Genomic DNA, 26,365 nt, shown 5'->3' on the forward strand with positions numbered 1-26,365 from the left:
GAACATTGCGAAACGCACTCCTTCTCTTTGGATGCGTATCAACTCGCAATGGCTGATCCCGTCGGCAATGTGGGGCGGCGACAGCGTTTACGCACCGCCAGTGCCTTGCACGCAGTGGTCGGGCCAGAGAACCTGGGTGCCGTAGGGCATCTCAGTGGTCTCGAAGGGAGCTTTCCCTTCATGAGCGGACGCGAAGCTTTGGTGTCCAGCGGGGTGCCAGTCCTGGGTTATGACGACATTGTCGAAGGCGGTCATGAGGGCGTCGACTTCGGGCAGGACGTCGTTGCCATTCGGAACAGCGAGAGAACCTGCATTCCACGCGGCTTCCTTTTCGGGCAGGAAATCGTACTGCACGTCGATGACAAGGAGGGCCGTCGTAGCTTGGTCGATGGTGTTAATGTCAAACATTGGTAGTCACTTTCAGTTTTCCTGACCCCACCATTGGGGCCGGTAGGTTGGTGCGCTGCCCGCGACCCCAACTTGGGGCCCAGGCACACGCATGGCAGGGGATCAGTCCCCCATGCTCTTGCGATTTTCAGAGTCCGAACGCGTGCGCCACTTTCCGTCATCCCGCAGGATAAAGACCCGCTCGGGATCGTCGATATAGATGCACTTGGTCCCAACCGGCTGGTCCTTGGGGAAGTCAGTCTGCGGATCTTGGTCTTCAGTCGGTTCGACTTCGATGGCCACGCGCAGGTGGGGCGGATACTCCTGCTCGTAGTAGTTCCAGAGCTTTGCTGGCACCATGTCCATCCAAGCGGGATCGCGGCGCTCGATCAGCATGCGGGCTTCGCTTGAAGAGATGCCGTCTTCTGTGCGGTCCAGGATGTGGATACGCTTCCCCGTATCCGGGTTCTCCCAAACGTTGAAGCGACCGCGCTTGAACGTCGGCTCGACCTTGAGCGACGCGAAGTGAGCCTCGTACCAGCGGGCTTCATGCTTTGATCCGGAGTAGAGGTCGGTCGGTTCAGGGAGCTGGTTTCTCGCGATGCGGTCGAGGACGTAGTTGCCCCAATCCGCAGTGCGGTCGGTCGCGCCGATATCTTGAAGCATGCAAATCTTGAACGCGTTGCCCCAGATGCCTTGATGCGCGATGCGCTTTTGGTCCGCGGTGAGCGGGTTGCCCTCGACCCCATGCTTTTCACACGAGCCCAGGCCCATGATGTTGACCGAGTTGTCGATCATCATCTGACTTTCGATGCCGGCGTGGGCCAGCGTCTTCACTTGCTGGCGAGAGATGATGAGCCCGACACGGTCGTTGCTGATACGGGGATCAATTTTCAGAGTTTTGGTTACCATTTTAGTATCTCCTCGCTTCAGACTTCGACCGGAATGTCGGCGACGCCTTCAGTCCCGAAGACCTCGCGGTAGTAGGCGATCTCTTCTTCGGGGCCGGTGGCCTTGGTGTAGTTGTCCGAGAGTTTCACTGCGCCGACCTTGCCGCCGGTTTTGAGGTCCTTCACCTCGGTGACTTTGCAGACGAGCGAGATCGGGTTGAGGTCGGTCCCGCCGCGGGGATCACAATCTCTGAAATCGTTCGTGGCATTGGTGCCCCAGCCAAAGCCGCAGCGAATGCGATCCCGGAACTTGTTGCTGAGGTCGATCATCAGCTTGTGGTCGAGGCCATCCGAGAACAGCTGCAGCTTGCTCCGGGGATCGACGCCGAGCGAATTCCAGAACGCGATCTTCTCCTCGGCCGCGATATAGGGATCCTTGCTGTCTTCCCGGAAGCCAGTCCAGTGCTCGATGTTCGGGAAGCAGCTTTCTGCGTTTTGCAAAAACTGAGTGGAGCCGAACGTGTCGGGAAGGGCCACCAGAAGGTTCCCGCTGAAAGTCTGTTCCCATTGCTCGAGGACGCGGTACTGGCTCATGAATACCGAATGCTTGTCGTAAGGCTTCTCGCCGTCATGCATGCCGTCCAGGCGGGCCAAGGCGGTGATCGTCATCGGGAGCTCGTGCGCGTTGGTGCCGATTGCCTCGAGGTCCATGCGCATGGCGTGCAGCGCGTTGGATGTTCCGATGAAGCCCGCGCCGAGTTCCTCCTGCATGGCCTCGATCACAAACTCCTGCCAGAGGAACCCGTGACGGCGCCGGCTACCGAACTCGGCAATTCCGCCGACATCGGCTTCCTTGAGGGCCTTCAGCTTGGCGACCAGTTTGGAGGTCGCGTTCGCATAGAGGACGGTGAGCTCGTACTTGGACATGTCAGCCATGGCCGCGCGGGACTTGGCTTCGTTGATCACTGCCAGGGCGTAGATCTCCCAGAGTGTGGTTTCGAACCAAGTGCCGCTGAAGGTGATGTGGTATTCCCCATCCCGGACCTCGAGGTGATAGTCGGGCAGCTGGAGCTGGGCGAGAGCGGCAATGAAGTCGCCGGGGAAGATGCCTTCCTGGCCGTAGAAGCTGTTGCCTTTGAGCCAGATGAGCTCCGACTTGGTGAAGCGTAGCGAGCGGACGTGGTCGAGTTGCTCGCGGAGTTGCGCCTCGGGGACAATCGCGGGCAGCTTCACCGCCTTGGTGCGGTTCTTGACAGTGAAGGTCACACCGACATCCGGATAGTGCTTCCAGATGAAGTAGGCCATCAGGAGCTTGTAGAAGTCGGTGTCCATAAGCGAACGGACGTAGGGGTCGAATTTATAGTTCGCGTTGTGGATGCGCTGAGCAAAGTTGGTGGTCATGGTGTTGTCTCGAAATAGAATTGGGGGAGGGCGCCCAGATCACCTGGGCGCGCGCAAAATTCAGAAGGAGTAGATGCCTGCAGTCGGGTACCGCCACCCGGCGCCGAAATCGGTCGCGTTGATTTTCACACCCGGCGGTGCTTGCATCCGCTTGTATTGCGCTCTGCGCAGCAGCCCGGCGATCCGGTCCGAGTAGGTTTGTGCGTCCATGCCACCGGTCAGGCGGGGCAGATCGTTTCCGAACGTCTTTTCCAGGCGGGTAGCAGCGACCTTCGAACTACCGAATTCTTCGACCAAGATACGCAGGACAAAATCGAGCGCCTCATAGTCACCGAGGGTGTTCGCGTCCTCTTGGTCGTCGGCGAGTTCTGCTGATGGCGGCCGATCGATGATCTCAGTCGGGATGGGATCGCAAGTATCGAAACCCTCGTATCCATTGCGCCAGCGGGCCATGGCGAAGGCGTCGGTTTTCCACACGCTTTTGAGAGGGTTGTAGCCACCGCTCATGTCTCCATAGAGCGTTGCATAGCCCACGGACATCTCCGACTTATTGCCGGTCGACAGAAGGATGGTGCCGGGAATGGCGTTGGTGATGCCCATCAACTTGAGACCGCGCAAGCGGGCCTGATAGTTCTCTCGAGCCAGTGCAAGATCGGGGTCTTCACCCACCTCCGGAGCCAGTTCCTCGCAGAATACGGACATCGCTTCGTCGACAGCACTGAAGGCATCTTCGATGCTGATGGTTCGCTGGTGGATATCCAGGCGGTTCATGAGCTCGGTGGCGAGGTCGATGCTTTCTTGGCTTGTGTACAGGCTGGGCATCATTACCCCGATGACGTTTTCAGAGCCGATTGCGTCGGCAGCCATAGTGGCCACCAGCGCACTGTCGAGACCGCCCGAGACGCCGAGGACGACCCGTTTCATGCCGGTCTTGCCAAGGTAGTCTCTGAGGCCCAGAACGCAGGCTTGATAGTCGGTCTCGATGGGGTCAGCAGGGTAGAGTGCGCGTTCTCCGCCCTCAAAGCCAATGGTGGTCTGTCCCAGCTGGTCTCGCTTGAGGGATACCTTCTGTTCGGCGCGATCGAAGGCCGGCCCCTGCAGAAGGCTGCCGTCCGGGCTGTGGGGATCGGGATCAAAGGCAAAGCTGCCACCATCGAAAACGAGCTCGTCCTGACCGCCGTACTGGTTCACGTAGATGAGGGGCAGGCCGGTCTCTTTGGCGCGTGCGCGAGCGTGGCGCAGGCGGACATCGTGCTTGCCGCGTTGATAGGGAGAGCCGTTGAGAACCAGCAGTACATCTGCAAGCTCGTCCGCAAGGCCGCGCGAAACCCGGCCATGCCACATGTCTTCGCAGATCTGGACGCCAAGCTGGAAGCCGCGGAAGGAGAGGGGGGCAGGGCGGCTACCTTCGGCCGAGGCGAAGACACGGCGCTCGTCGAAGACATCGTTGTTGGGCAACTCGGTTTTCATGACCGTGCGGATCGAGCCATCGACATCGATCAGCAGTGCTGCGTTCCCGGGAAGGGTCGTTCTTGCGACAGGTGCACCGATCAGGATGGCCGGGCCCTGCTTATCGACGACGGCCTGGCGGATGCGCTCGATGCCGGCATCAACTTGCGACAGGAAGCCGGGGCGAAGCACCAGGTCTTGCAGAGGGTAACCGGAAATGAAGCACTCCGAGAAAACCAGGAGGTCTGCGACCGCATTGCGGCTCAGCACGTCGAGAACGATGTTGGTGTTTCCGTCGATATCCCCGACGGTCGGGTTGTCCTGCACTAGGACAAGATGCAATGCATCCTGTGTCATGTCTGCTCCTTCTCATCCCACCGTGGGACGGAAATTTTGCTTAGGCCGCAACCCCACCATTGGGGCTCGGTAGAATAAGATATGGCGCCAGCCTATCCATAATGCAAGGATAAACTGGCGCCATTGTTCGAAGATCGGTCGTGTGGTGTTGTCAGGCCATCCCGAGGGCGGTCGGGTCGAACTCCACACCGACGACCTTCCAGGTTAGGCCGCGAGGTGCCATCACGAGGCTTACGGGGCCTGCGTCGGTCTCTAGGTTGATCTTGAACCGCGTGACGCCGAAGCCGAAACTATAGTCCATGTCTCCGGTGTTGGGTCTCGCTCCCATGCCGCTGTTGGCCCAGGACGTGACCGCTTGCTCGCTGGCGAAGTTGTCCAACATATCGGTAAGAATGGCTTTCGTCATCTCGCGCGCCATGGGGTTCTGTTCTGCGGCAACGATATCGTCGATTTCGGACCGGACATTTTCACGGAGGGAAACGAAATCGATCTTGGCGACAAGGGCATCGGCATCTTGGTTGTCGATGGCGGACTTGAGGCTCGACGCAGCGATCAGCGGGCTGGCGAAAACATGGGCACCAAGCACAACAAGTGCGAGAGCGCCAGCGGCGATGTGCTTCTTCATAATATTCCTTTGGTCTGTGTGACGCTATGTAAAGCGTAAGTGAGGTGACGTGTAAATAGAATAGATCGGATATAGGCCAATAAGTTGGCTATCGGTCATTCTTTACTGAGATACTCCGGGGAAACTCTGAAAACAAATTGGAAAAGTGTATGGGTCACCATCTTGGCGCAGGGCTGTCGGTCTGGATCGATGCTGGTTGGACATCCATATGCTCGTTAAATGAGCTCTCATGAGCGAGCATTCTTGCGACTTCCTCGGGGCCGAGACTGCGCTCGATGGTGAGGATTTCAGGATCGAGGATGACCCAGCTGTCTTCAAGCTCTGGCACGCGCTTGCGGACCTCTGCGTCGCTCATCCGGTTGAACCTGTCGCTTCCGATTGTCAGGATCTTTTCGAGGGCGACTTGGTCGACGCCTTCGTAGCGGTTGAGGTACACGAGGGCGGCCGATCCGTTGCTGCGCGCGCGCTTGTTGGTACTGCGCCAGCCGCCCGGGCGGTCCTTCACGCGTTTCAGTTCGTTCGGAGACAGTTGGGAGGCATTGACGGTCACCTCGATCACAGTGCCGCGCCCGGCGCGCATCTTGGCCTGAGCCAACGAACCCAGGTGTATGCCTTCGGGGAAGTCTGAGAGGTCTCCGAAGGCGAAGGTCTCTGCAGGAACGTCGCGCGTGCGAATACCGTGATAGGCAGTCCAACTTTCAAAGTGACTCATGCGGGGAACCTCTGGTGCTGGTTCCCAGGTAGGCAGCGTGAAGCAACTTTTGGTCGGCGGCACGCATGGGTATTGGGCTATTTCTATTCAGCTGCGGCGCCCAGCGAGACTGGCGATCGGTAGCCCAGGCATTTGCGGACGTCGCGTTGAGGTACTGCCAGCCGGGTGCTGGTGGAGGTCCAGTCGGGGCGCGAATAGATGCTGCGGCGGACGGTTCATCCACCTGACCGGCGGCTTGTCTTGACGCGACAATGCAAACGCATTACCTATAGCGGGCAGCAACGACCTCTTTCTTTCAGGAGACTGCCATGACAGCGCTCGCTCAAGATGTCTCGAAACTCACTGATCGGTATCAGACGACCGTGCCGGCGGGTGTGCGCAAGCAGCTTAAGCTGGGTAAGGGCGATCAAATTCGCTACTGCACGGAACCGAGTGGCAGGGTCTATATTGAGCCCGTGCGCGCTGAAGAAGAAGACCCTGCGCTTGGGGCCTTTCTCGATTTTATCGAGGCAGATATCACGGCGCATCCGGACCGCATCCGGGCGTTTGATGGGGCTTTGCATGACCGTCTTGCAGCACTTGTCGGAGACGTTGAGGTTGATCTCGATGCTCCGCTATCGCTCGAGGACGAATGAGCGGCGATAGCGAGCCCGCTCAAGCGCCTCTTGTCGCAAACGGATGGTCGATCTACGCGCACCCGCTATTTCTGGACCAGCTCGAAGGGCTGACCGAGGAAGTCGAGACGCGTAGGGCCCGCGATCCCAAGACCTGGTGCAAGAAAAATTGCGCGAAACGGCTGGCCGCCATCTTCACGCTGGTGACCGAGGCTATACCAGCGGATCCAGGTGCAGCGGCCTTCCGGCAAGGCGGCGCACTCGGCGATCATCGCAAGCACTGGTTCCGGGCGAAATTCTTCCAGCAGTATCGGTTGTTCTACCGCTTCAACAGCGATGCAAAGGTCATTGTGGTGGCATGGGTGAACGACGACAAGACCCTACGCGCCTACGGCAGCAAGACGGATGCCTATGCGACCTTCAAAGGTATGCTGGACAATGGCAATCCACCTGACAACTTCGACGCGCTCTTGAAAGAAGCCGCGGCGGCAGACAAGCGGTTCGAAACTTCCCTTGAAGCGGAGGCAGATCGGTAACCAGGTCAACGGGCGCTCGGGACCAGACCGGGTGTGGGAATACTCGTAAGTTTTCGGCGGGGGGGGGGCTGGCAAGTGGGAATTAGGGGCGCCCAAAATCCATCTCTGTTGTAACCAAGTTGAAATGTCACCGCGTCTGCAAAGCAGGAATGTCATCAGATGGCGTGACGAGAGAAGCCCGAATACGTCATAACGAACCTGCGGCAGATCGAAGTGCTGCATGACCAAGTTGCGGAGATCGCAGACGCGGTTCGGTAGATCGGCGTGACGTAGCAGCCCTACTACGCTTCCCTACTACGCTTGCGGCCCGCGTTGACCGGCACCAAAAGACTCAACTCTAAATCAATCCCCCCAGTTCCACTGCTTTGGTGCGTGAGCCGCGTTGCGCGCCGGATTGCCACTAAGCTACCGAAAGTTCGGCAAGAAATAGTGTCTTCGTTGCTAATGTGAATAAACAGCAAAAAGCCTGCCGAACCATTTCCAGGAAGGACTTGTTCGTCTACCAGAAGGACCAAGACCATGAAAAAGTATCTCTATATCACTGCCATCGCTCTTCCCATCGTGACAGGTTCAGCATGGGCTCAGGAAACGACCATCCAGCCAACGGACCAAGTCCCCGCAGAACTGACGGAGGGCGAAACTCCGGACGCTGAGATGGCGGGGGACGCGCCCGCAGCCGGCGACATGGCGACTGAGCCCGCTCCAGCCGACGGCATTGCGACCGAAAGCGCGGACAGCGAAACAACTGTGCCGCCCTCGGAGACTGTCGTGCCGCAACAGGACAGCGCCGAGATGCTCGGCGACTGGCTGCTCAGCACGTCGGTGACCTCACCGGACGGGGAGACCATCGGCAGCATCAAGAATTTCATTCTCACTGAGGACGGACAGATCACAGCTGTAATCCTAGGTGTCGGCGGCTTCCTTGGTATCGGGGAAAAGGACATCGCAGTCGAATATAGCCAGTTGGACATCCAGTACGACGGCAACGCCATTCAGCTCGCCATGACGCGAGAGGAGGCAGATGCCGCGCCTGAATACCAATACAGGGATAAGCAGACCCCGCCCCCTGCGACGGGTGACGCGATGGGGGCAACCGGAACCGACATGAATAGCGAGACCGGTATGACGGGTGGCGAAGCCGGGACGGTGGGCGCCGCACCTACAGAATGACGCGTTTCGTCCGCGTCTGAGTTGCCGAATTTTGCCAGCGCCCGGCTGAAATCTCAGCCGGCGCTTCGCCAATCTTCCACGGTTGGATCGCACCACGCCGCCAAGTTGGTTTCATGTCCACCCGCTTCTGCGAACCTTCCCAGGTCCGGCTATTCGCCGCGAACGCGAAGCCGCGGCATGCGCGAACTCGCGTCTTACGGACTTTGCTACCTCTCACCGAGGCGCTAGCCGCAACCGTCATCTTCTGGCTCTGAAACCAATGAGGCCAGATCCCAAGACGAGGCTCTATTTGCCTCACGGCGGCAAGCTAAATAGAGGACGCGTTGACCTGGGCGGCGACTGTTTCCAGCGGATAGCGAAAGCGACTATCTCGAGGTTCGTGCTGCGCGCAGCGCGCTTTTAGCCGAGCGCGGACACGCAGGAGGGATTTTCTCACACGCTGCGTCTTGTTGGAAAACGGCGGTACGGGCGCTCCCACGGCCGCCGGCATTCGGCTGATATTTTGAGTTGGTTCGGTGAGCGGCAAGAGGCTGTTCAGATAGTCGCTGAGTCTGGCCTCCATACGATTGGGTGATGGCAGGTCTGAACTGCGCGCGATGCAGATAAAGGTACCGCTGCCCTCGTAGCTGGTGAGTAGCCGAGGCGCCTCGCTCGCGGAATGCAGACCTTGTGCGACTTGCTCCAAGAGTGCGGTCAGCTCTCCCGTGGTTGTATTGGCATATAGGCTTGCAAAGTCATGGATTTGCGCGCCAAAAATGCGGCTCCGCTGGATGCCCTTACGAGGCAACTGCGCTAAATAATTTCCGAGCGAAAATGAGTCGACCAACGCCTCGCTGGAGGGCAGCGCGATACTGTCTTTGTAGCCGAAAGGATGAGTGCCGCGCGGCGCCTGCAGATGCTGCGTTCCAACGCGAACGATCTCGGGTGCGGCGCGCAGGCGCTCGGCGACCCGCAGCCGACCGTTGAGCGAGCGGGCGCTGAGGTTCTTGAGGATGTAGTCATTGGCCCCGGCGGCAAATGCGGCCTCAATATCTCCGCCATCGGTGCGCGCTGTCAACATGATGATCGGGGTCGAAGCGTAGCGCGGAAGGGCGCGGATATGGCGGCAGAGTTCAATGCCATCCATTTCCGGCATCTCGATATCCAGGAGCAGGCAGTCAAATGCCAGTTCCGATCCATTCAGCAGACGAAGTGCTTCGCGGCCGCTGGCCGCGCTGTGGACCACCATGTCGCTCTCGAGCAGCAACGGCAGGAGATCTTGCATCAGGGGGCTGTCGTCAACAGCGAGTATGCGCATGGGTACTTCCTCATGATAGCAGTGGCTTGTGACGCGTTTGTTCGCACGTTCTTTGGCGTTGTCGGGCTTAGCCCTCGGTCAGAGCAGGGCTGCCAAGAGTCCGACCCAGGATAGCGAGCCGAGGCAGGCACCGGGCAAGAGCTACCATCCGGCACAGAATCGCGAGTGAGACTGGGACGGGTCGGCGCAGTCCTGTGCGAGGCGGGCGGACGATAGAGCGGGCTTCTCGGCCTGCTCCTCCTTTACCAATTTCGTGCTAAGAATGGCGGCCACTTGGGTCTCGACGCAGGCGTGTCCGAAACTCGCAACACGCTGCGCTGCCGGTAGCTTTGTGGCGGCTACTCGTTGCGACGCGCTGTTCGACTGGGATGTTGGTGCGGCGGCGGAGGTGAGGTGAGCGGGCATCAATTGGCACTCCTTGGTCACATGAGGTCTGTGATGTACGTGCGGGAGTTAGGTGGCCTGCCCCGCCCGAAGGGGGGAAGGGGCAGCAGGGCAGGCCATTTCAACTGGATCCGTGAGTGGGGTCAGCTGAAATCTTCGTCTGTTGGGCCGGACAGTCCGTCGAGCAGGTCAGGACCGGCGGAGGGGCTATCCCCGTGATCACCGGAGAAGCCGCCGAGCAGCGATCCACCGCCGCCCAGCAAGCCGCCCACCGGGCCCTGGTCACCGAGCAGCGTCTCGCTGAGCCCGCCTTCAAGCCCGCCGCCAAGAAGGTCTCCGGCACTATCGCCGTCGCCTCCGAGCAGCCCGTCGAGCAAGTCGCCGAGCGGGTCCTCCTGCGGCGTGCCGCCGCCATCGGTCTCGCCCATGGTGCCGGTGGAGGTCAGCTCGCCGACCAGCCCGTTGGCCCCGGTGATGTCGCCAAGCGCGCCGTCATTGCCGATGAGTTCGCCGAGCAGGCCTTCCGAGCCAGTGATCTCGCCGAGCGCGCCGGAGTTGCCGGTGACGTCTCCGAGCAGCCCGCCATCGGCGATGATCCCATCGCTGAGGCCGATCTCGGGGGAGATCATGCCGTCGCCCAGCAGTGGCTGGCCAAAGAGCTCTTCGGTCAGGTCACTCAGCGGGCTATCGGGGCCGGCGATTTCGCCGAGCAGGCCGTCAGAGCCGGTGATCTCGCCGAGCGCGCCAGAGTTGCCGGTGATATCGCCGAGCAGCCCGCCATCCGCGATCAGCGGATCGACCAGACCCTGACTGCCGCCGTCGCCGGGATCGCCGGGCGCGTCGCCCTCGCCGAGCAGGCCGGAGAGCAGCCCATCCTCGCCGATGATCCCGTCGAGCAGCTCGTCGGTCCCCGGCTCCTCCGACGGATCGTCGCCGCCGGCGTCGCCGTCACCCAGCAGGCCGGCTCCGGTCAGCTCGCCAACCAGCCCGTCGGCCCCGGTGATATCGCTGAGCGCACCGTCGTTGCCGGCGATCTCGCCAAGCAGGCCGTCCGAGCCAGTGATTTCTCCAAGGGCACCGGAGTTGCCGGTGACGTCTCCGAGCAGCCCGTCGTCCGCGATCAGCGGATCGACCAGACCCTCGCCTTCGCCGGGCTCTTCGCCCTCGCCGAGCAGGCCGGAGAGCAGCCCATCCTCGCCAATGACCCCATCGAGCAGCTCGTCGGTCCCCGGCTCCTCCGACGGATCGTCGCCGCCGGCGTCGCCGTCACCCAGCAGGGCGGCTCCGGTCAGCTCGCCAACCAGCCCGTCGGCCCCGGTGATATCGCTGAGCGCACCGTCGTTGCCGGCGATCTCGCCAAGCAGACCGTCCGAACCGGTGATCTGGCCAAGGGCGCCGGAGTTGCCGGTGACATCTCCGAGCAGCCCGCCGTCCGCGATCAGCGGATCGACCAGACCCTCGCCTTCGCCGGGCTCTTCGCCCTCGCCGAGCAGGCCCGAGAGCAGCCCCTCCTCGCCGATGATCTCATCGAGCAGCTCGCCGGTACCCGGCTCCTCACCGGGATCGTCGCTGCCATTGCCTTCGCCGAGCAGTCCGGTTCCGGTCAGCTCGCCGACCAGACCGTCGGCCCCGGTGATGGCGCTGAGCGCACCGTCGTTGCCGGCGATCTCGCCAAGCAGGCCGTCCGAGCCGGTGACCTCGCCAAGCGCGCCAGAGTTGCCGGTGACGTCCCCGAGCAGCCCGTCATCCGCGATCACGGCGTCGGCGAGCCCGGTTTCCCGGCTGATGCTGCCATCTCCGACCAGGGGCTGGCCGAAGAGTTGCTCGACGGTTTCGCTAAGCGGAGCCTCCGGGCCGGCGATGTCGCCGAGCAGCCCGTCAGAGCCGGTCACCTCGCCGAGCGCGCTTTCGTTCCCTGTCAGCCCGCCGAGTAGCCCGGCATCGGCAACCAGCGGGTCGAGCACGCCCTGCGTGGAAGCGCCGTCGGTTCCGTCGGTGGTATCCGTGCCATCGGTTCCATCTGTGGGGTCCGTGCCGTCGGTTCCGTCGGTTGTGTCCGTGCCATCGGTGCCATCGGTTCCGTCGGTAGTATCCGTGCCATCGGTGCCGTCGGTGGGGTCGGTGCCATCGGTTCCGTCTGTGGGGTCCGTCCCATCGGTGCCGTCGGTGGTATCCGAGCCGTCGGTTCCGTCGGTGGTATCCGTTCCGTCGGTTCCGTCGGTGGTATCCGTCCCATCGGTGCCGTCGGTGGTATCCGTGCCGTCGGTTCCGTCGGTGGTATCCGTCCCATCGGTGCCGTCGGTGGTATCCGTTCCATCGGTGCCGTCGGTGGTATCCGTGCCGTCGGTTCCGTCGGTGGTATCCGTTCCATCGGTGCCGTCGGTGGTCTCCGTGCCGTCGGTGCCGTCGGTGGTATCCGTTCCATCGGTGCCGTCGGTGGTATCCGTTCCATCGGTGCCGTCGGTGGTATCCGTACCGTCGGTTCCGTCGGTGGTATCCGTCCCATCGGTGCCGTCGGTGGTATCCGTGGCGTCGGTGCCGTCGGTGGTATCCGTGCCGTCGGTGCCGTCGGTGGTATCCGTCCCATCGGTGCCGTCGGTGGTATCCGTGCCGTCGGTTCCGTCGGTTGTGTCCGTGCCATCGGTTCCGTCGGTGGTATCCGTGCCGTCGGTTCCGTCGGTTGTGTCGGTGCCATCGGTGCCGTCGGTGGTATCCGTCCCATCGGTGCCGTCGGTGGTATCCGTGCCGTCGGTTCCGTCGGTTGTGTCGGTGCCATCGGTACCGTCGGTGGTGTCGGTGCCGTCGGTGCTGTCGCTCCGCGAGCTGCTGCCTCCGCCGCCGCCGGACAGGGCAAGCCCCAGGCCGGCGATGCCGGCTGCTGCCAGTGCCGCCTGCTCCTCCATGTTCATGCCGAGGCCGGCGGCCTCGTCGAGCTCACCCTCGACTCCGGCTTCGGTGGAATCGCCGAGAATCAGGCTGTGCAGGGAGTCGTTCTCCGCAGGGGTATAGAAATCCTTGATGATCACCCGGTCGCCGTTCTTCAGATCGACGATCAGCGTCTTACCCTGACGACCATAACGCGCAATGTCTTCGGAGACCGCGTCGATGCGAATGCCGATTTCCGGACCTGCCTGAATAACCGTGTCAGCCATCTCTAAACCCCTTGGATAGCCTCGCGTGACCTGCCGCGAGGAAACTTAGATGATTACATTAATTAGTATGTAGAGAAACATACTAAAGGATATCTCGTCAACATCCCTTTGAGTGGCTCTCGAAATTTCCGCCATTGCGCTCCGATGCCGCGGGTAATGTGCAATTCAGGGGCGAATTGACGGCAGTTGTGGAAACAAATCGCGCGGGAATAGCAGAACTTCCGTGGGTTTTTGGTAGGCGCGAGCGCTTGGCGCTGCGGCTTTCGGGGATTTGGCCGGGTTACGCGCAGTAACATTCGAGCCCGATCCATTGCATGCCCCGGGTGTAGGCGCTAAGTAGACATACTAAAGTATGTGATCAATTTGCGCTGCCGCGAATCTTTTGCGCCCGGTGGGAGCCTTTTCGGCGGTCCGCGCCTATACTCTGGCTCCGCAGCTGCCGGAAGATGATAGCGATGACCGGCCGTGGCAGGGAGGACGGGATGCATGGCTGATGAAATCCGCAAGACCGCCAGTAGCGACGAGGATCTCTCGGTCTACCGTCCCGTGGTGCAGGTCATCGCGCGGCTGATCGCAACTGATCGGAGAGCGGCGCTGCTTGCCAGCGAAACGGGGAACATCCTACTTGCCAATGCTCCTGCCAAGGCGCTGGGACTCGAGTCCGCGCCACTGCAGCAGGTGTTCGGCGGTCAGGGCCCTCTCGCGCTAGAGGGGGAGTGGCCCGACATGATGGCACGGGCGCGGCGCGCTGGCAGCGTCCGGGTCTGTGCGAACCGCGGCGGACAGGCTTTGGAGGGCGAGCTGGTGGCGCTGCCGGTGGGACCGGCCACCGGATTCTTTCTGCGCCTGTCGGACTCCGAGGATGAGGCGACATGGCTGCGCAACCGGGCGCGAGCGGCGACCCTGCTACGGGTTGCGCATGACCTGCGGACTCCGATCCAGTCGTTGCTGGCGTCGGCGGAAGGGCTGATCGCTGGCGATGCCCCAGAGCCGGGGGCGCTGGCGCGCCTGCGTCGGGCGGCCGATTTGTCGCTCCAGCACGTCAGCAACGTGCTCTCGGTGCTGCGCGGCGAACAGCGCGCTAGCGGGCTGCAGCCGGACACGGCGTTCTCGGCGGCGCAGGAGCTTGATGAGCTGATCGCGGTGCTGCACCCGGTGGCTGCCGCACGCGGTGCAGAGATCCGCCTAAGCAGCAAGGTCTCGGGGTCCGAGCAACTGGTCGGCCCGGTGCGCTTCGTGCGCGCGCTGTTTCAGAACATGCTCGACAATGCGGTGAAATACGGTGGCCCCGAGATCGACGTGGCCTTTCGACAGGCACCGCTGCCCGCCGCGCCGGAGGGATCAGAACAGGGCGCAGATGCGCCGTTGCAAGAGGTGCTGCTGGAGGTGCGCGACCTTGGCGGGGGTCTGCCGCAGGCGCAGCGCGACCGGCTTGAGGCGGCTCTCGGGTTGGCCACCGAGGGCGGCACCGCGCCGGCGGCCGGCACCGCGAAACCGGTGGAGGGTCGGACATCGAGCCGGCCATCGGGCGGGCTCGACGTGCTGGCGCATGCGTTGCTGCAGCTTGGCGGGACGCTGGAGGTCGAGGACCGCCTGGGCTCTGGTGCGGCGGGCGAGGGCGCGGCGGGTAAGGGCGCGGCGGGGGTGATCGGAACGGTGCTGCGGGCGCGTTTCAGCCTGCCCGCCGATATGGCGGCTGCGGCGGATCCGGTGCCGCCTGCGCCGCGCCCCGCCGCGGTCGACCCGCGTTTGCAGGGCGCACGAATCCTGCTGGTCGAGGACAGCCCTGCGAGCCGGAACTGGCTGTGCCAGGTGCTGCGCAATGCCGGGGCCGAGGTCACGGCGGCGGGCAGCGGCCCCGACGCGCTCGCGCTACTGGCAAAGGACCGCGCGGGCCGTATCGAGCTCGTGCTGTCGGATGTCACCCTGCCCGGGATGCATGGCGTCGAGTTGGCGCGGCGCATCCGGGCTCGGTCGGGGCCCGGCATCGTACCCGGCGCGCCGCGCATCGTCGGGCTGACCGCCCATGCCGACGACCGGATCCGCGCCGCCTGTCTCAAGGCGGGCATGGTCACGGTGCTGGAAAAACCGATCCGCCCCGGTGAACTTTGCGCCGCGCTTGGCGCGCTGCGCGCCCCGGCAGCCTCCCCAGCGGCGCCTCAGGAGCCGGCGCCCTCAACCAATGCGTCATCTACGCCGGCATCCCGGCGCTGCGCCCCCAGTGGCAGGAGCCCGGTGCTCGACGCCGATGTGGCCGCCGAGCTCGAAAACGAGCTTGGCCGCGACCAGGCGCTGGCCTTCATGATGCGCGCGCTCGCCGAGGCCGAGCATGCGCTGGTCGCGGTGCGCGCCGGTGTCGGCGAGACCACGGCTTGCACGCTCCACGCCGCGACGGGAGCGTGCGGGCTGACCGGCCTCGCGCTGGTGGAGCGGCGCTTGCGCGCGCTGGAGGATGCGGTGAAGGCCGGCGCGGGTGATCTGACCGCCGATCTGGGAGCGCTGGAAGCGGCGGTGCAAAGCACCGGCGCGCGCCTGCGCGGAGAGCCTGGTTGATCCCAGGCGCGCTGACCTGACCGCTGCCGCTGGCGGATCGCGGCTGAGCTTGTCATATTGATGCACGATACGCGTTGGCAGGGGGAAGGGCTGATCGCGGAACCCGTGCAGGAAGAGAAAGTAAAAGCATGACCAGCAAGACTGCGGAGCCGGTTCGCATCCTCATCGCCGATGACCACGCCATGGTCCTCGAGATGTTCGCCCAGTTCATCGAGAACCTCGACGACGTGAGCGCCTCGACCGCGCCCGACCTCGAACAGGCGCTGGCGGCGGTCGACCGTGACGGGCCCTACGATCTGATTCTGCTTGATCTGAACATGCCGGGGATGAACGGGCTCGAGGGGCTGGCAAAGGCGATCGAGCGCAATGACGGCAAGCCAGTGGCGCTGCTGACCAGCAATCCGCCGGCGCATCTGGTGCCCGAAGTGCTGGCGATGAACGGCGCTGGGTTCGTGCTGAAGACCACCTCGCTCAAGGCGTTCTCCAACGAGATCCGCTTTATGGCGGCGGGCGGGCGCTACATCCCGGTGGAGCTGATCGAGCGCCAGCGGGTGACCCCGCGCGAGCCGCGCGCGACGGCGAAGCTGTCCGAGCGCGAGGCGGATGTGCTCGCAGAGCTGGCCGAAGGCAAGTCGAACCGCGGCATCGGCGCCGCGCTGGGGCTCAAGGAGGCGACGGTGAAGATGCACGTGAAGTCGATCTGCTCGAAGCTCGAGGCGAGCAACCGCACGCAGGCGGTCATCGTCGCCCGCGACATGAATCTGATCTGAACGCACCCTTATCTGACCAGAAGGCGGAGCGTGGCGGATCTGCCGCATCCGCAGCAATCCTCTCCAAAGTATGTATCGGTTTTGGGGTTGGTCTCCTAACCTCGGCCCGGGCCCCGCTGTGCGGGGTCTATGCGGCAAAGGGGGGGAGTGTATGCAAAAGCCGGTCATCGTTTTCGCCGGGGCGGTCTATCCGGGGCAGTTCGGGCAGCTGTGTGACTACCTGCGCCAGGCCAAGCTGGCCGAGACCTATTTCCTCACCACCCCCGGCCACCGCGCGCGCAATGCCGAGCGGGGCGAACACATCCTGGCGTTCAAGCCCGACGGTTCGGTGGTCGGACCGCAAAGCTACTATTACACCGCCAAACTTGAGCGTTCGGCGCGGATCGGGCGCGGGCTGCTGCGCGCGGTGCAGCAGTTCGAGGAAAAGAAGAAGATCGACGTGATCGTCGCGCATTCGCTCTGGGGGGCGCCGCATTTCCTCTATGGCGAGACAGGGGCGGCGATCGTCAGCTACATCGAATTCCCGAGCTATCGCGCCCATGGCTGGAGCGCCGACTACCCGCCCGACCAGTCCCAGCGCATGGGCGACAAGAACCTCGAGATGCTGAACTTCCACCAGGCGCTGCGCAGCGATCTGGTGATCTGCCCCAGCCATCACGCCAAACAGATGTTTCCCGAGCCGTTGCAGGGCAATATCGAGGTGCAGCTCGAGGGCTTCGCTTTCGAAGATCGGCCCACCAGCGCCTCTGACACCGAGGGCAGGGCGCGGCTCTTCACCATCGGCTTCTCGGCGCGGGATCTGTCGAGCTCGAAGGGGTTCGAGGTCTTCGTGCGGCTGGTCGACAAGCTCGCGGCGCGCGGCCTGCAAGCTGAGTTCGTCGCGCTTGGCGGTGCCGAGGGCAGCACCTACGGGTACGAGCAACAATGGGTGGAACGGAAATACGGCGGAGCGGTCGCCAGCTTCCGCGATCACCTGCTGAACCTCTATCCGCGCGCCGCCGAGGTGATCCGCTTTCCGGGCAAGCTGCCCTACGAGGAATTTGCGCAGCAGCTCGCGGGGATCGACCTCTTCCTATATCCACTGCAGTTCGGTGTTGCCAACTGGGGGCTGGTCGAGATCCTCGGCCGCGGCGGCTGCGTGCTGGCGCCGAACCGAGGCTATGCGGCCGAGCTAATCCTTGATGACATCAACGGCCGGCTGCTGCCCGACGAAGACGATGCCTGGATCACCGAGATCGAGGCGCTGGCCGGCGATCCGGCGCGGCGTCTGCGCTATGGCCAGAAGGCGCGCTACCTGGCACGGCTGCACTACAGCCTACCTGCGGTGGCACCGCGCTACATGGGGTTGTTCCGGAAGGCCATGGATCGTCGCGACGCCCGCGCCGCGACCAACGGCGACCCGGCAGACCTCTGAAAAAACGCCCGAGATCAGGTACGCGTTCTGCCCCTCGGCCCTGATGCGATCTGTTTTTGCCAGCTGAGCGAAAGAGCCCGCACCGTGACGCGCTTTTTGGTCGACCCACCTTTGCCCTTCGGTCTCCCGCGGCCTACCGGCGATCAGAAGCGAGCGCTGAAGGACAGGCCGAAGGCTTGAGCCTCGTCGCCGGATTGCTTGTACAGCGGTTTCGCGAGGTAGAGTGAGACAGGGATTTCGGCGACGTCGAAGGTCAGCGAGAGCCCCGAGCTGCTGCGTATGTGGCGCGAGTCGTCGATCTGCCCGTCCAGCGTGTCACTAAGCCCCCAGGCCGCGCCGGTATCGAGGAACACCCCGCCGCGCAGCGGCAGCGACAGCATCGTGCCGAAGTCACGCTGCAGTTCGAAGGAGGCGACGAAATACTTGTTGCCGCCCAGCATATCGTCGCCGTCGCGCAGGCCGATGCCGCGCGGCGCGAAGCCACGGAAGGTGTCGGCGCCGGGGAAGAACCGATCGGTGGCGCGGGTGTCGTTGCCCTGCAGCCCGGTGACGCTGCCGCCGCGTATCGTGGTCAGCAGCCTCAACTTGGGTGCCAGAGGCGAGCGCGTGTGCAGCTCGACGCGGCTGTCCGAGAGCGCGTCCTCGGTGCCCAGGTTCCAGAAATACTGCTGCAGTTCGATGGAATAGGCCGGGCGGGCCCAATCCTCGCCGAACACCGGCTCGGCGCTGGCGCCGAAGGTCAGCGCGAGCCGCGTGTATGGCGCCGAGATGCCATCGGTCTCTTCGCGCTGCAGCAGCAGGCTGGCATCGTTTTCGACGTCGTACATGCGGTAGTCGCGCCAGCCGAGCCCGGCCTCGAGCCGGAAATCCTCGGTGGGGGTCCAGGCAAGGTAAGGCTCGATGCGGAAGCCGCCGTCGGAGTAGTTGCGGTCGTCATAGTCGGTCTCGCGCCAGATCGTATCGAGACCGAGGTCGAGCGTGTCGCCAAAGGCGTCGGCGCGGTAGAGATGGCCCTGCAGCTCGCGGACCTGCCGGTTGAAGGATAGGTGTGCCGAGCCGAAGGTGCCGGGCAGCAGGTTGTATTGCTCGTAGGAGGCCTCAGCCACGAAGCCATCCTGCGTGATGTAGGACAGCGCGCCCTCTAGCCGTCCCGGGCGGGTGTCGACCTCGGTCACGTCGATGACCAGTGTGTCACCCTCGCCGCGCAGCTGCACGCGCTCGAACACGCCGGTCAGTATCAGGCAGTCCTCGATGGCGCGCAGGTCGAACTCGTCGTAATCGGCGCCGGGCCGGGCGTCGCAGGTGGCGCGGATGTCATCCTCGGGGACGAAACGGGCGCCGCGGACCTCGACCTCGCTGTAAACGAGGGCCTGACTGGCGCGGGCAAGGGGGAGCAGCACCAGAGCCAGCGCCGAGGCGCAGGTGACGAGGCGATGGCGGCGCATCGCAGGAAGGCCGTGCGGTCGGGCAGGGCACCGGGACGCGCGGAGCACGCTGTCTTGCAGATGAGTGGTCATTGATTGCCTTCTGTCAGCGCAGCCGCGCGTTCAACAGCGGACGGGTCAGATAGCTGAGCACGGAGCGGTCGCCACTTTCGATGTCGACCTGCGCCACCATCCCGGGACGAATGTGAAATTTCTCGCCGTAGCGTTCGAGGTAGTTCTGCTCAGTTCCAACCATGACCCTGTAGAAATCCTGCGGCCCCTGTTTGGTTTCTTCTTCCACCGTATCTTCGGAGATTTGCATTACAGTGCCACGCAAATCGCCGTAGGTAGAGAAATCATAGGCGGTGATCTTCACGCTGGCGGCCATGCCTGGCGCGACAAAGGCGACGTCGCGAGGCAGAACCTTGGTCTCGATCACCAGCTGGTCGTCGATCGGGGTGATCTCCATGATCGGCTCGCCGGGTTGCACGACCCCGCCCAGTGTGGTGATGGCGATATTGTTGACCCGGCCCTCGACTGGAGAGCGCACATCGGTGCGCTGCAGCTCGTCGCGCTTCTGCACCACCTCTTCCTGCAGCGTCGCCAGCTTGGCACGACGCTGCGCTAGGTCCTTGTAGGCATCCTGCACATAGGCGTTGCGGGCCTCGCCGATGCGGCCGTCAAGCTCGGCCTTCTTCTGCTGCAGCTGCAACAGGTCGATACGGCTGACCGAGCCGCGCTCAGCGAGCGGCGCGGTGATGGCGATCTGTTCCTGGATGGCGCTGCGTTCGCTTTCCAGCGCAGTGAGCGAAGCTTCGAGCTTGGTGCGGCGCGCGGTGAACAGCCGCAGCTCGGTGCGCTCGGCCTCGTTCGGGGTATCGCCGAACGCCAGCTCGGGGTGTTCGAGCACCTCCGCCTCGAGCCGGGCGACCTCGGCAGTGAGCGCGGTGATCTGCGACTGCGCCGCCATGAAGGCGGATTGCGAGCGGGTCGGATCGAGCCGGGCTAAAACCTGCCCTTGCTCGACGATATCTCCTTCTCGCACCTTGAGCTCAGAGAGGATGCCCCCCTCGAGGCTCTGGATGGTCTGCATGCGCCGCGCCGGGATCACCCGGCCATCGCCGCGCGTGACCTCATTGACCTGGGCGATCGCCGCCCAGCCGATCGCCGCAATCAGGCTGAGCACGACAACCTGGATGGTGAGCCGCGACTTGGCGAGAGTCTGGCGGCGGAAGCTGCCGTCAACATGGCTTGGGTCAAAATACTCGGGCGTGCTCATCAGACGGCCTTCACCTTGGCATTCTGCACGGTGCGGGCGCGGGCAGCGTTGAGGATCTCGCCCAGGTCGCCATCCCGTGCGACCTTGCCATCCTTCAGCACCAGCGTGCGCTGGGTCAGGGCCAGCAGCTCGCGCTTGTGGGTCGAGATGATGACGGTGCGGCCCTCGAGCCAGGTCTTGAGGTGGGCAATCACCCGGGCTTCGGTGATGTGGTCAAGCGCCGCGGTCGGCTCGTCGAGCAGCACCACGCGCGGATCCTGCAGCAGCACCCGGGCCAGGCCGATGGACTGCCGCTGCCCGCCCGAGACATTGCCATTGCCGCTGAGCTGCAGGTCAAGCCCGCGCACATGCCGGCGCACGAAGCTGCCGAGTCCGACCGCGTCCAGTGCCGCCAGCAGATCGTCATCGCTGTGCAGCCCGTGGTCCAGCAACAGGTTGTCGCGCAACGTGCCCTGAAATAGCGCCACGGACTGCGGCAGGTAGCCGATCTGGCGGCGGCGGTCGAGCGGGTCGATCTGGCCAAGCGCGAGGTCGTCGAGCAGGATGCTGCCCTGCTGGGCGTCGACATAGCCCGCCATCAGCCTCAAGAACGTGGATTTGCCCGCGCCGTTGCCGCCGAGCAGCGCGATGCGCTCGCCCGCCTTGATGCGCAGCTCGGGGAGCTGCAGGATCGGCGGCGCCGCGGGGTCGTGGCGAAACGCGAGATCCTCGACGCGGTAGCTTCCGGTCAGATCGATGGCGCGCACGAAATGGCGGTCCTCCGGGCGCTCGACCGGCAGCGCCATGATGCGGTCGAGCCCTTCGAGCGCCGCGCGCACCTGCTGCCAGCGCGCCAGCAGCCCGGAGACCTGGCTCATCGGGGTCAGGGTGCGGCTCGAGAGCATGGTGCAGGCGATCAGGCTGCCAACGGTTAACTCGCCGGCGCTGATCAGGTAGACGCCGCAGACGATGACCCCAGCATAAGCAAATTTCTGAACCCCGCCGACCAGTTGCGTCATCAGCGTGGTCAGCCGCCGGGTGCGCACCGCGGTATTGGCCATGGTCGCCGAGAGCTGGGAATGCGCGCGTTGCAGCCGGGTCTCGGCGCGGGCGGCCTTGACCGTCTCGAGGTTCGAGATCGTCTCCAGCAGCAGCCCGTTCAGCGCCGCCGCCTCGCGGGTGTTCTCGCGCGAGGCCCGCGCGAGGCGCGACTGCATGAGCAGCCCAGGCACCACGGTTAGCACCACCCCGGCCATGGTCACAAGCGCGATCGGGCCGCCGATGGACCAGATGACGGCGATGAAGATCAACACAAAGGGAATGTCGCATAGCGCGGTGACCGTGCCTGAGGTGAAGAATTCACGCACCGTCGCAAAGTCACGCACTTGGTTGGCGAAGACCCCGGTCGAGGTCGGCTGATGTGCCAGCCGCATGTTGGCAACCTTGTTGAACAGCTTGGCAGAAAGCTGCAGGTCGAGGTCACGCCCGGAAATGTCCACCAGCGCAGCACGGGTGATCCGCAGCACGAGCTCAAGGAGGATCGCTAACGCGACGCCCGAGGCGAGGATCCAGAGCGTGTCGAAGGCGTTGCTGGGCACCACCCGGTCATAGACCTGCATCGAGAAGAGCGCAGTGGCGATGGCCAGCAGGTTGGCGGCAAAAGATGCGATTACGACGTCGCGATAGACCCACCAGTTGCGCAGCACCGGACCGAAAATCCAGTGCCGGCGGTCGGGGCTCTTTTCATCGAGCCGGTCCGAGGTGATGTCGATCGGCTTCGACACCAGCACCCGGCCGTCGTGCAGCGTCTCGAGCTCGCGCCGGCCCCAGATCGCACGGCCGCCATCGGCCTCGGGCAGCACCACCGTGGCGCTGACCTTGCTCAGCTTCTCGAGCACCACGGTGCGGCCGCAGCGCAGGAACAGCAGGATCGGCAGGCTGTGCGCAGGGAAGGAGGACAGCGGCTCGCGGCTGATCCGGCAGCTCATGTTGACCCGTCGCAGCGCCGCGGCGGCGGTTTCCATCGAGATGCTGCCGTCCTTGGGCATTGGCAGCCCATCGGTCAGCCGTACCGCGGAAGTCGATACCCCCTGGCTGCGGCATAGCTCGATGAGCCCTGCGACAAGCGGGTCTGTCTGCGCTGGGTCGGTCATATGGCTTCTCCGAAACTCGTCAATCAGGTCACATCACTGGGTTCGGGTGGCTTCAAGGATCAGCGTGCCCAGGACTCCCAGGTCATGCGCTGCCTCATATTCGGTTCGCTTGCGGTCTTCGTAGGTCTCGACCTGGTCGATCTGCGCATCGTACAGGTCGCGTCCGGTGGTCAGCACGTCGATCAGGTCGCGCTGACCGGCGGTGAACTGTTCCTCGTAGGTGTCGAGCACGCGGCGCGATTCCTCGAGCTGCGTGGCGCGGGCGGCTTCGGTGGCGCTGAGCGCGCGCAGTTGCTGGAGCGAGGTCAGCGCGACGTTGGTCAGCTGACGCTCGACGCCCTGAAGATTGAATTTTGCCGCCTCGAAATCGCGCTGCGAGATCTGGATGCTGCGCCCGCCGATGTTCGATGCGTTCAGGTCTACCCCGGCGGCGATGCCAAGCGCCGTGCGGGTGCGCCCGCCGTTGAGATCGGTGCGCCCCTCGGCCTGCAGGCTGATCGTAGGCAGCCGCGCAGCCTTGGTGCGCTGAACCTCGGCTTCGGCCTCGGCGGCGCGCGCCTGGCTCGACAGGTATTCCGGCGCGATCTGCACCGCCTGCGCTATCTGCGCGCCGCTGCCGTAGCGGCCGGAATAGCCGAGCATCGGCGGCGGCACCACGCCGCCGGGGTCGCGCCCGGTCAGGAAGGCGATCTGCGACAGGCTCAGGGCGCGGTCCGAGCGCAGCGTGGCCATGCGGTCCTCGGCGCGGGCGATTTCGAGCCGGGCCCGGGCCACCTCGCCATTGTCGCCAAGCCCCGCGCGGGCGCGATCCTCGGCCTGCTGCGCAAGCCGGCCAGCATAGCTGGCATACTCCCGGGTCAGCGCGATCTTGCGGTCGGCGATCTCGACATCGAGGAACGCCTCGGCGACGTCGAGGGTCAGCGCCTCGACCGCCATCTTCAGGTCCGAGACAGCCCGCACCCGGGCCTGCGTCGCGGATTTGATCTGGCTGCGGATCATCCCCCAGTCATAGAGCACCTGCGAGATGGTCAGGGTGATCCCGGGGCCGTTGGCATCGGTGGTATTGCTGTCCGCCGACACGTTGACGCTGGGATAATAGGCATCGCGCGCGGCCTGGATCCCGAGCGTGCGGCTGGCCACCTGTTGGCGCTTGGCGGTGACCGTCGGGTCAAGCTCGGTCGCCAGCCCAAGCGCCTGCGTCAGGCTCATCTGCGCCGCGAGCGGGGCAGGCGCCAGGCAGAGCGCCAGCGCTGCGGCGGCGCCGGTACGGCTGAGAAGCCCGCGAAGGCCGGGGAGTCGGGGTCGTATCATAGGTCGCTTTCGATGGGGATGTCTGGGAGGAGGTCGTCAAAGGCCCGCGGGCTGAGCGCGGCGGGGGCTTCATCGGTACTCGCAAGCAGCAGCGGGCCGCCGGCCGCGCTTTCGGTGCCGGGCGACACTAGCGCTGCGAGAGCGTGATCCAGAGTGCCTTCGGGGTCCGTGTCGATGCCGAGCAGCGCGATGATCTCGGCATCGCTCAGCTCTGCGTCATCGCTGAAAGCGGCATCGGCAAACGCCTCGTCGAAAGCTTCGTCCTGGTGGTTGAGCGGGGCGGCATCGGCGGCAGGGCTTGAATCCGACCCCTCGCCACTCGAAAGCAGCGACAGGCCGCCAAGGCCGCTGGCAAGCCCAAGACCGCCGGGCAGACCGCCCGGGCTCGTGTCAGCGCCGCCCTCGGGCGCAGCACCGCTTTCGGCGGCGAAGGACAGCGACGGCGCTGCCTCGGCATCGGCTCGCGGCAGTGGCTGCGACGCAGCAGGGGAATCGCCAGCAGAATCGGCGGCGGCCTCGGACCAGAATGTCAGCGACTCGGGATCGGGCTCGGGCACCAGAAGCCCCGATACGAGCTCTGCGCCATCGCCGGAAACAACCGTGCTGAATTCCCCGTCAGGGCCCGCAACAAAGAAGTTGCCGAGATTAAGATTACGACCGTCCGTGAAAGATATTTCCAGATCGGGGCCAATTTTCCGAAAACCAGCAACACCGGATTGCGCCTCGAAAAGGCGAATCTCCGTGATTTCGTTCAGCGCAAGATGCGAAGTCACGACCTTTGATGCCCCGGGCTCGCCGGACAAATGTCCGGACAAGGGGCGCGAAGTTAACTCTATTGCCATACCAATCACTCCTCACCGAATGGACGGCAGTGTCTTCCCCCACATACTCCTCTTAAGAATGCCGCCCAGTGGCGCACACAAACACAAACTTCGCAGTTTCGTACTCTCCGGGAAGGGTCGTGAAGCGCTACCCGATCGCGAAACATGTATCTAAGTTACATCTATATTTCTGCCGCAATCAACCCAAAGGTGCAATATTTTTTTCATCGCCGCGTGGGATATGCGAAGCAGTCACAGGTACCGGTTTTCGCCACCTACATGCAAGTATCACGGGGAATTTGGTCTGAAATTTGGCGGGCGGCCCAATAAATTTCGCGCGCCGAAACATATTTGCGCTAACGGCGTGGCGCAGGGGATGGGTCGCAAATGGCGACAGGCCCCGGCCGCTGTTGCGCAGCGTCAGGGCGGGGAGTCGTTGGCGGATGTCCCGCACGGGGCACCTTGCCCGTGATTGTGCAGTGATTTCAGCGCTGACCAAGGGTCTAGTCCGTCGGATTGGAGGCTGGAATCGAGTAAGTCGTCGGGCCTGCGCGTAACGACGGGCCGGGGGAAACGCTCAGGCCAGAGCAGGGTTCAGGCAAGAGCGACGCGCCGGGCCAGAAGAAAACATCAGCTCAAAACCGGCAGCTGGTCAGGGCGCTGTCGGTCAGACGCATTGCGCCGGGCAAATTGCGCCGCGCCGTTACGCGTGTTCGTCGTCGGTGCCGCCGCCGTCGCGCAGCAGCCCGCCCAGCTGCCCTTCACCCGCGCCGGTGTCGAAGAGGCCGGCCAGGGTGCTGTCGATCGCGTCCTCGCCCAGCAGGCTGTCGTCGCCTTCGGCCACCGTGCCCGCCGGTTCCTCGGCGAAGAGGTCGCCAGCCGGATCCTCGGCGGTCTCGAAGAGCGCGTCAAAGGCGCCCTGGGCGCCCGACAGAATGTCGCCATCCACCGCGCTGCCGAGAATCTCGGTGAGCAGGGCGTCGATCTCGGCGCTGTCGTCGGCATCTTCGTGGCTATCGGCCCCAGGCTGTTCCACCAGCGCCCCGCCCAGCCCGTCGTCGAGCCCGAGGCCGGCGAGAAGCTCGGCCGTGTTGTCGTCCGGCGCGGCACTGCCCTCGCCGTCGCTGGCGACGCCGAACGGATCGTCTTCGCCAAGCAGCCCGCCAAGCACATCATCGAGCAGCATGTCCTCGCCGCTGCTCGAGAGCAGCGATTCGACAAAATCGTCCTCGGCCGTCGCGGATTGGGCGGTCGCGGCTCCAGTTTCCGCTTCCGGCGCAGGGTCCGGGGTTTGCGCGTCAAGCTCGGGGTCGGCCAGCGCGCCCGGACCCTGGCCCAAGATGTTTAGCGACAGGTCCGGCACCAAGGTATCGGCCAGCGCGGCAAGGTCCGGCTCGGCGTCCCCGAGCAGCGTGTCGAGGGGACCTGCCTCGGGCTCGGGCTCCGGCGCCGGGTCGGTGACCGAGGGCTCGGCGGGGGTGTCGGCTTCGGTGAGGCTGGCGTCGAGCCCGGCGATCTGCGCGATGACACCGACCGGGTCGCGTTCGGGGCGCGTTGCCGCGGGCGAACCGTCACTGCCGCCACCGATGAGCGACCCCAGCAGGCCATCGTCCCCCGCCACGATATCGAGCGTGGAGTCGAGAAGCCCGTCTTCTCCGGTGACCACATCGAGCGTGCCGGTGACGAT

The 26,365-nt window shown here is 64.0% G+C and carries 19 protein-coding genes and 1 pseudogene; 6 read left to right on the plus strand and 14 right to left on the minus strand.

Annotation, left to right across the window (positions count from 1 at the left end; translation table 11 throughout):
- Positions 1-90 precede the first annotated feature (90 nt).
- The 6 genes and pseudogenes from ACXAJT_RS26375 to ACXAJT_RS26400 all read right to left on the minus strand — a co-directional run.
- Positions 91-408 (minus strand): annotated as a pseudogene (locus ACXAJT_RS26375) (cysteine hydrolase family protein); the annotation flags it as partial.
- A gap of 102 nt (positions 409-510) precedes the next feature.
- Positions 511-1,299, minus strand: a complete 789-nt coding sequence (locus tag ACXAJT_RS26380) for a hypothetical protein (protein ID WP_475241606.1) — start codon at positions 1,297-1,299, stop codon at positions 511-513.
- 17 nt (positions 1,300-1,316) lie between these two features.
- Positions 1,317-2,678 carry a nicotinate phosphoribosyltransferase gene (locus tag ACXAJT_RS26385; protein WP_475241609.1) on the minus strand — a complete coding sequence of 454 codons (1,362 nt, stop codon included), beginning with the start codon at positions 2,676-2,678 and terminating at the stop codon, positions 1,317-1,319.
- 60 nt (positions 2,679-2,738) lie between these two features.
- A complete protein-coding gene (locus ACXAJT_RS26390) occupies positions 2,739-4,484 on the minus strand; it encodes an NAD+ synthase (protein WP_475241611.1) in 1,746 nt (581 codons plus the stop codon).
- Between the two features lie 151 nt (positions 4,485-4,635).
- Complete coding sequence (locus ACXAJT_RS26395; RefSeq protein WP_475241613.1) at positions 4,636-5,109, minus strand: DUF2939 domain-containing protein; 474 nt, start codon at positions 5,107-5,109, stop codon at positions 4,636-4,638.
- A gap of 154 nt (positions 5,110-5,263) precedes the next feature.
- Positions 5,264-5,821 (minus strand): hypothetical protein, encoded by a 558-nt coding sequence (locus ACXAJT_RS26400; RefSeq protein WP_475241615.1) that lies wholly within the window; start codon positions 5,819-5,821, stop codon positions 5,264-5,266.
- Positions 5,822-6,129: 308 nt separating this feature from the next.
- Here ACXAJT_RS26400 and ACXAJT_RS26405 point away from each other — a divergent pair, with 308 nt between their 5' ends.
- The 3 genes from ACXAJT_RS26405 (at position 6,130) to ACXAJT_RS26415 (ending at position 8,141) form a co-directional block, all read left to right on the plus strand.
- Entirely contained in the window at positions 6,130-6,456 is a 327-nt protein-coding gene (locus ACXAJT_RS26405) for a type II toxin-antitoxin system PrlF family antitoxin (RefSeq protein ID WP_475241617.1), read from the plus strand.
- On the plus strand, positions 6,453-6,971 hold the full coding sequence (locus ACXAJT_RS26410) for a type II toxin-antitoxin system YhaV family toxin (protein ID WP_475241619.1): 519 nt from the start codon (positions 6,453-6,455) through the stop codon (positions 6,969-6,971). The genes ACXAJT_RS26405 and ACXAJT_RS26410 overlap by 4 nt, the downstream gene beginning before the upstream one ends.
- A gap of 519 nt (positions 6,972-7,490) precedes the next feature.
- The gene (locus tag ACXAJT_RS26415) at positions 7,491-8,141 is read left to right on the plus strand and encodes a PRC-barrel domain-containing protein (protein ID WP_475241621.1); all 651 of its coding nucleotides are present in this window, start codon (positions 7,491-7,493) and stop codon (positions 8,139-8,141) included.
- A gap of 307 nt (positions 8,142-8,448) precedes the next feature.
- On the opposite strand, the gene ACXAJT_RS26420 is transcribed toward ACXAJT_RS26415, so the two are convergent.
- Positions 8,449-9,438, minus strand: a complete 990-nt coding sequence (locus ACXAJT_RS26420; protein WP_475241623.1) for a response regulator — start codon at positions 9,436-9,438, stop codon at positions 8,449-8,451.
- 527 nt (positions 9,439-9,965) lie between these two features.
- Positions 9,966-12,974 carry a BapA prefix-like domain-containing protein gene (locus ACXAJT_RS26425; RefSeq protein WP_475241625.1) on the minus strand — a complete coding sequence of 1,003 codons (3,009 nt, stop codon included), beginning with the start codon at positions 12,972-12,974 and terminating at the stop codon, positions 9,966-9,968.
- A 486-nt stretch (positions 12,975-13,460) separates the two neighbouring features.
- On the opposite strand from ACXAJT_RS26425, the gene ACXAJT_RS26430 reads away from it, so the two are divergent.
- From ACXAJT_RS26430 to ACXAJT_RS26440, 3 genes are all read left to right on the plus strand, one after another.
- Positions 13,461-15,527: a hybrid sensor histidine kinase/response regulator gene (locus tag ACXAJT_RS26430; RefSeq protein WP_475241629.1), complete on the plus strand. Its 2,067-nt coding sequence runs from the start codon at positions 13,461-13,463 to the stop codon at positions 15,525-15,527.
- 128 nt (positions 15,528-15,655) lie between these two features.
- A complete protein-coding gene (locus tag ACXAJT_RS26435; RefSeq protein WP_475241632.1) occupies positions 15,656-16,297 on the plus strand; it encodes a response regulator transcription factor in 642 nt (213 codons plus the stop codon).
- Positions 16,298-16,448: 151 nt separating this feature from the next.
- Positions 16,449-17,711 (plus strand): glycosyltransferase family protein, encoded by a 1,263-nt coding sequence (locus tag ACXAJT_RS26440; protein ID WP_475241636.1) that lies wholly within the window; start codon positions 16,449-16,451, stop codon positions 17,709-17,711.
- Between the two features lie 143 nt (positions 17,712-17,854).
- Here ACXAJT_RS26440 and ACXAJT_RS26445 read toward each other — a convergent pair whose 3' ends face one another.
- From ACXAJT_RS26445 to ACXAJT_RS26470, 6 genes are all read right to left on the minus strand, one after another.
- A complete protein-coding gene (locus ACXAJT_RS26445; RefSeq protein ID WP_475241638.1) occupies positions 17,855-19,156 on the minus strand; it encodes a BamA/TamA family outer membrane protein in 1,302 nt (433 codons plus the stop codon).
- Positions 19,157-19,241: 85 nt separating this feature from the next.
- Entirely contained in the window at positions 19,242-20,414 is a 1,173-nt protein-coding gene (locus tag ACXAJT_RS26450) for an HlyD family type I secretion periplasmic adaptor subunit (RefSeq protein ID WP_475241640.1), read from the minus strand.
- On the minus strand, positions 20,414-22,546 hold the full coding sequence (locus ACXAJT_RS26455) for a type I secretion system permease/ATPase (protein ID WP_475241642.1): 2,133 nt from the start codon (positions 22,544-22,546) through the stop codon (positions 20,414-20,416). Before ACXAJT_RS26455 ends, ACXAJT_RS26450 begins: the two co-directional genes overlap by 1 nt.
- 33 nt (positions 22,547-22,579) lie before the next feature.
- Positions 22,580-23,857, minus strand: a complete 1,278-nt coding sequence (locus tag ACXAJT_RS26460) for a TolC family protein (protein WP_475241644.1) — start codon at positions 23,855-23,857, stop codon at positions 22,580-22,582.
- Positions 23,854-24,708 carry a hypothetical protein gene (locus ACXAJT_RS26465; RefSeq protein WP_475241646.1) on the minus strand — a complete coding sequence of 285 codons (855 nt, stop codon included), beginning with the start codon at positions 24,706-24,708 and terminating at the stop codon, positions 23,854-23,856. Before ACXAJT_RS26465 ends, ACXAJT_RS26460 begins: the two co-directional genes overlap by 4 nt.
- 673 nt (positions 24,709-25,381) lie before the next feature.
- On the minus strand, positions 25,382-26,365 hold a 984-nt coding region (locus tag ACXAJT_RS26470), incomplete at its 5' end, for a hypothetical protein (protein WP_475241648.1).

The organism is Salipiger sp. ABF4_146 (genome assembly GCF_056161345.1).

Excerpts from the sequence above, each read along its gene's own strand:
- ACXAJT_RS26380 (WP_475241606.1), bottom strand. The coding sequence starts at position 1,299 with ATGGTAACCAAAACTCTGAAAATTGATCCCCGTATCAGCAACGACCGT.
- ACXAJT_RS26385 (WP_475241609.1), bottom strand. The coding sequence starts at position 2,678 with ATGACCACCAACTTTGCTCAGCGCATCCACAACGCGAACTATAAATTC.
- ACXAJT_RS26390 (WP_475241611.1), bottom strand. The coding sequence starts at position 4,484 with ATGACACAGGATGCATTGCATCTTGTCCTAGTGCAGGACAACCCGACC.
- ACXAJT_RS26395 (WP_475241613.1), bottom strand. The coding sequence starts at position 5,109 with ATGAAGAAGCACATCGCCGCTGGCGCTCTCGCACTTGTTGTGCTTGGT.
- ACXAJT_RS26400 (WP_475241615.1), bottom strand. The coding sequence starts at position 5,821 with ATGAGTCACTTTGAAAGTTGGACTGCCTATCACGGTATTCGCACGCGC.
- ACXAJT_RS26405 (WP_475241617.1), top strand. The coding sequence starts at position 6,130 with ATGACAGCGCTCGCTCAAGATGTCTCGAAACTCACTGATCGGTATCAG.
- ACXAJT_RS26410 (WP_475241619.1), top strand. The coding sequence starts at position 6,453 with ATGAGCGGCGATAGCGAGCCCGCTCAAGCGCCTCTTGTCGCAAACGGA.
- ACXAJT_RS26415 (WP_475241621.1), top strand. The coding sequence starts at position 7,491 with ATGAAAAAGTATCTCTATATCACTGCCATCGCTCTTCCCATCGTGACA.
- ACXAJT_RS26420 (WP_475241623.1), bottom strand. The coding sequence starts at position 9,438 with ATGCGCATACTCGCTGTTGACGACAGCCCCCTGATGCAAGATCTCCTG.
- ACXAJT_RS26425 (WP_475241625.1), bottom strand. The coding sequence starts at position 12,974 with ATGGCTGACACGGTTATTCAGGCAGGTCCGGAAATCGGCATTCGCATC.
- ACXAJT_RS26430 (WP_475241629.1), top strand. The coding sequence starts at position 13,461 with ATGGCTGATGAAATCCGCAAGACCGCCAGTAGCGACGAGGATCTCTCG.
- ACXAJT_RS26435 (WP_475241632.1), top strand. The coding sequence starts at position 15,656 with ATGACCAGCAAGACTGCGGAGCCGGTTCGCATCCTCATCGCCGATGAC.
- ACXAJT_RS26440 (WP_475241636.1), top strand. The coding sequence starts at position 16,449 with ATGCAAAAGCCGGTCATCGTTTTCGCCGGGGCGGTCTATCCGGGGCAG.
- ACXAJT_RS26445 (WP_475241638.1), bottom strand. The coding sequence starts at position 19,156 with ATGCGCCGCCATCGCCTCGTCACCTGCGCCTCGGCGCTGGCTCTGGTG.
- ACXAJT_RS26450 (WP_475241640.1), bottom strand. The coding sequence starts at position 20,414 with ATGAGCACGCCCGAGTATTTTGACCCAAGCCATGTTGACGGCAGCTTC.
- ACXAJT_RS26455 (WP_475241642.1), bottom strand. The coding sequence starts at position 22,546 with ATGACCGACCCAGCGCAGACAGACCCGCTTGTCGCAGGGCTCATCGAG.
- ACXAJT_RS26460 (WP_475241644.1), bottom strand. The coding sequence starts at position 23,857 with ATGATACGACCCCGACTCCCCGGCCTTCGCGGGCTTCTCAGCCGTACC.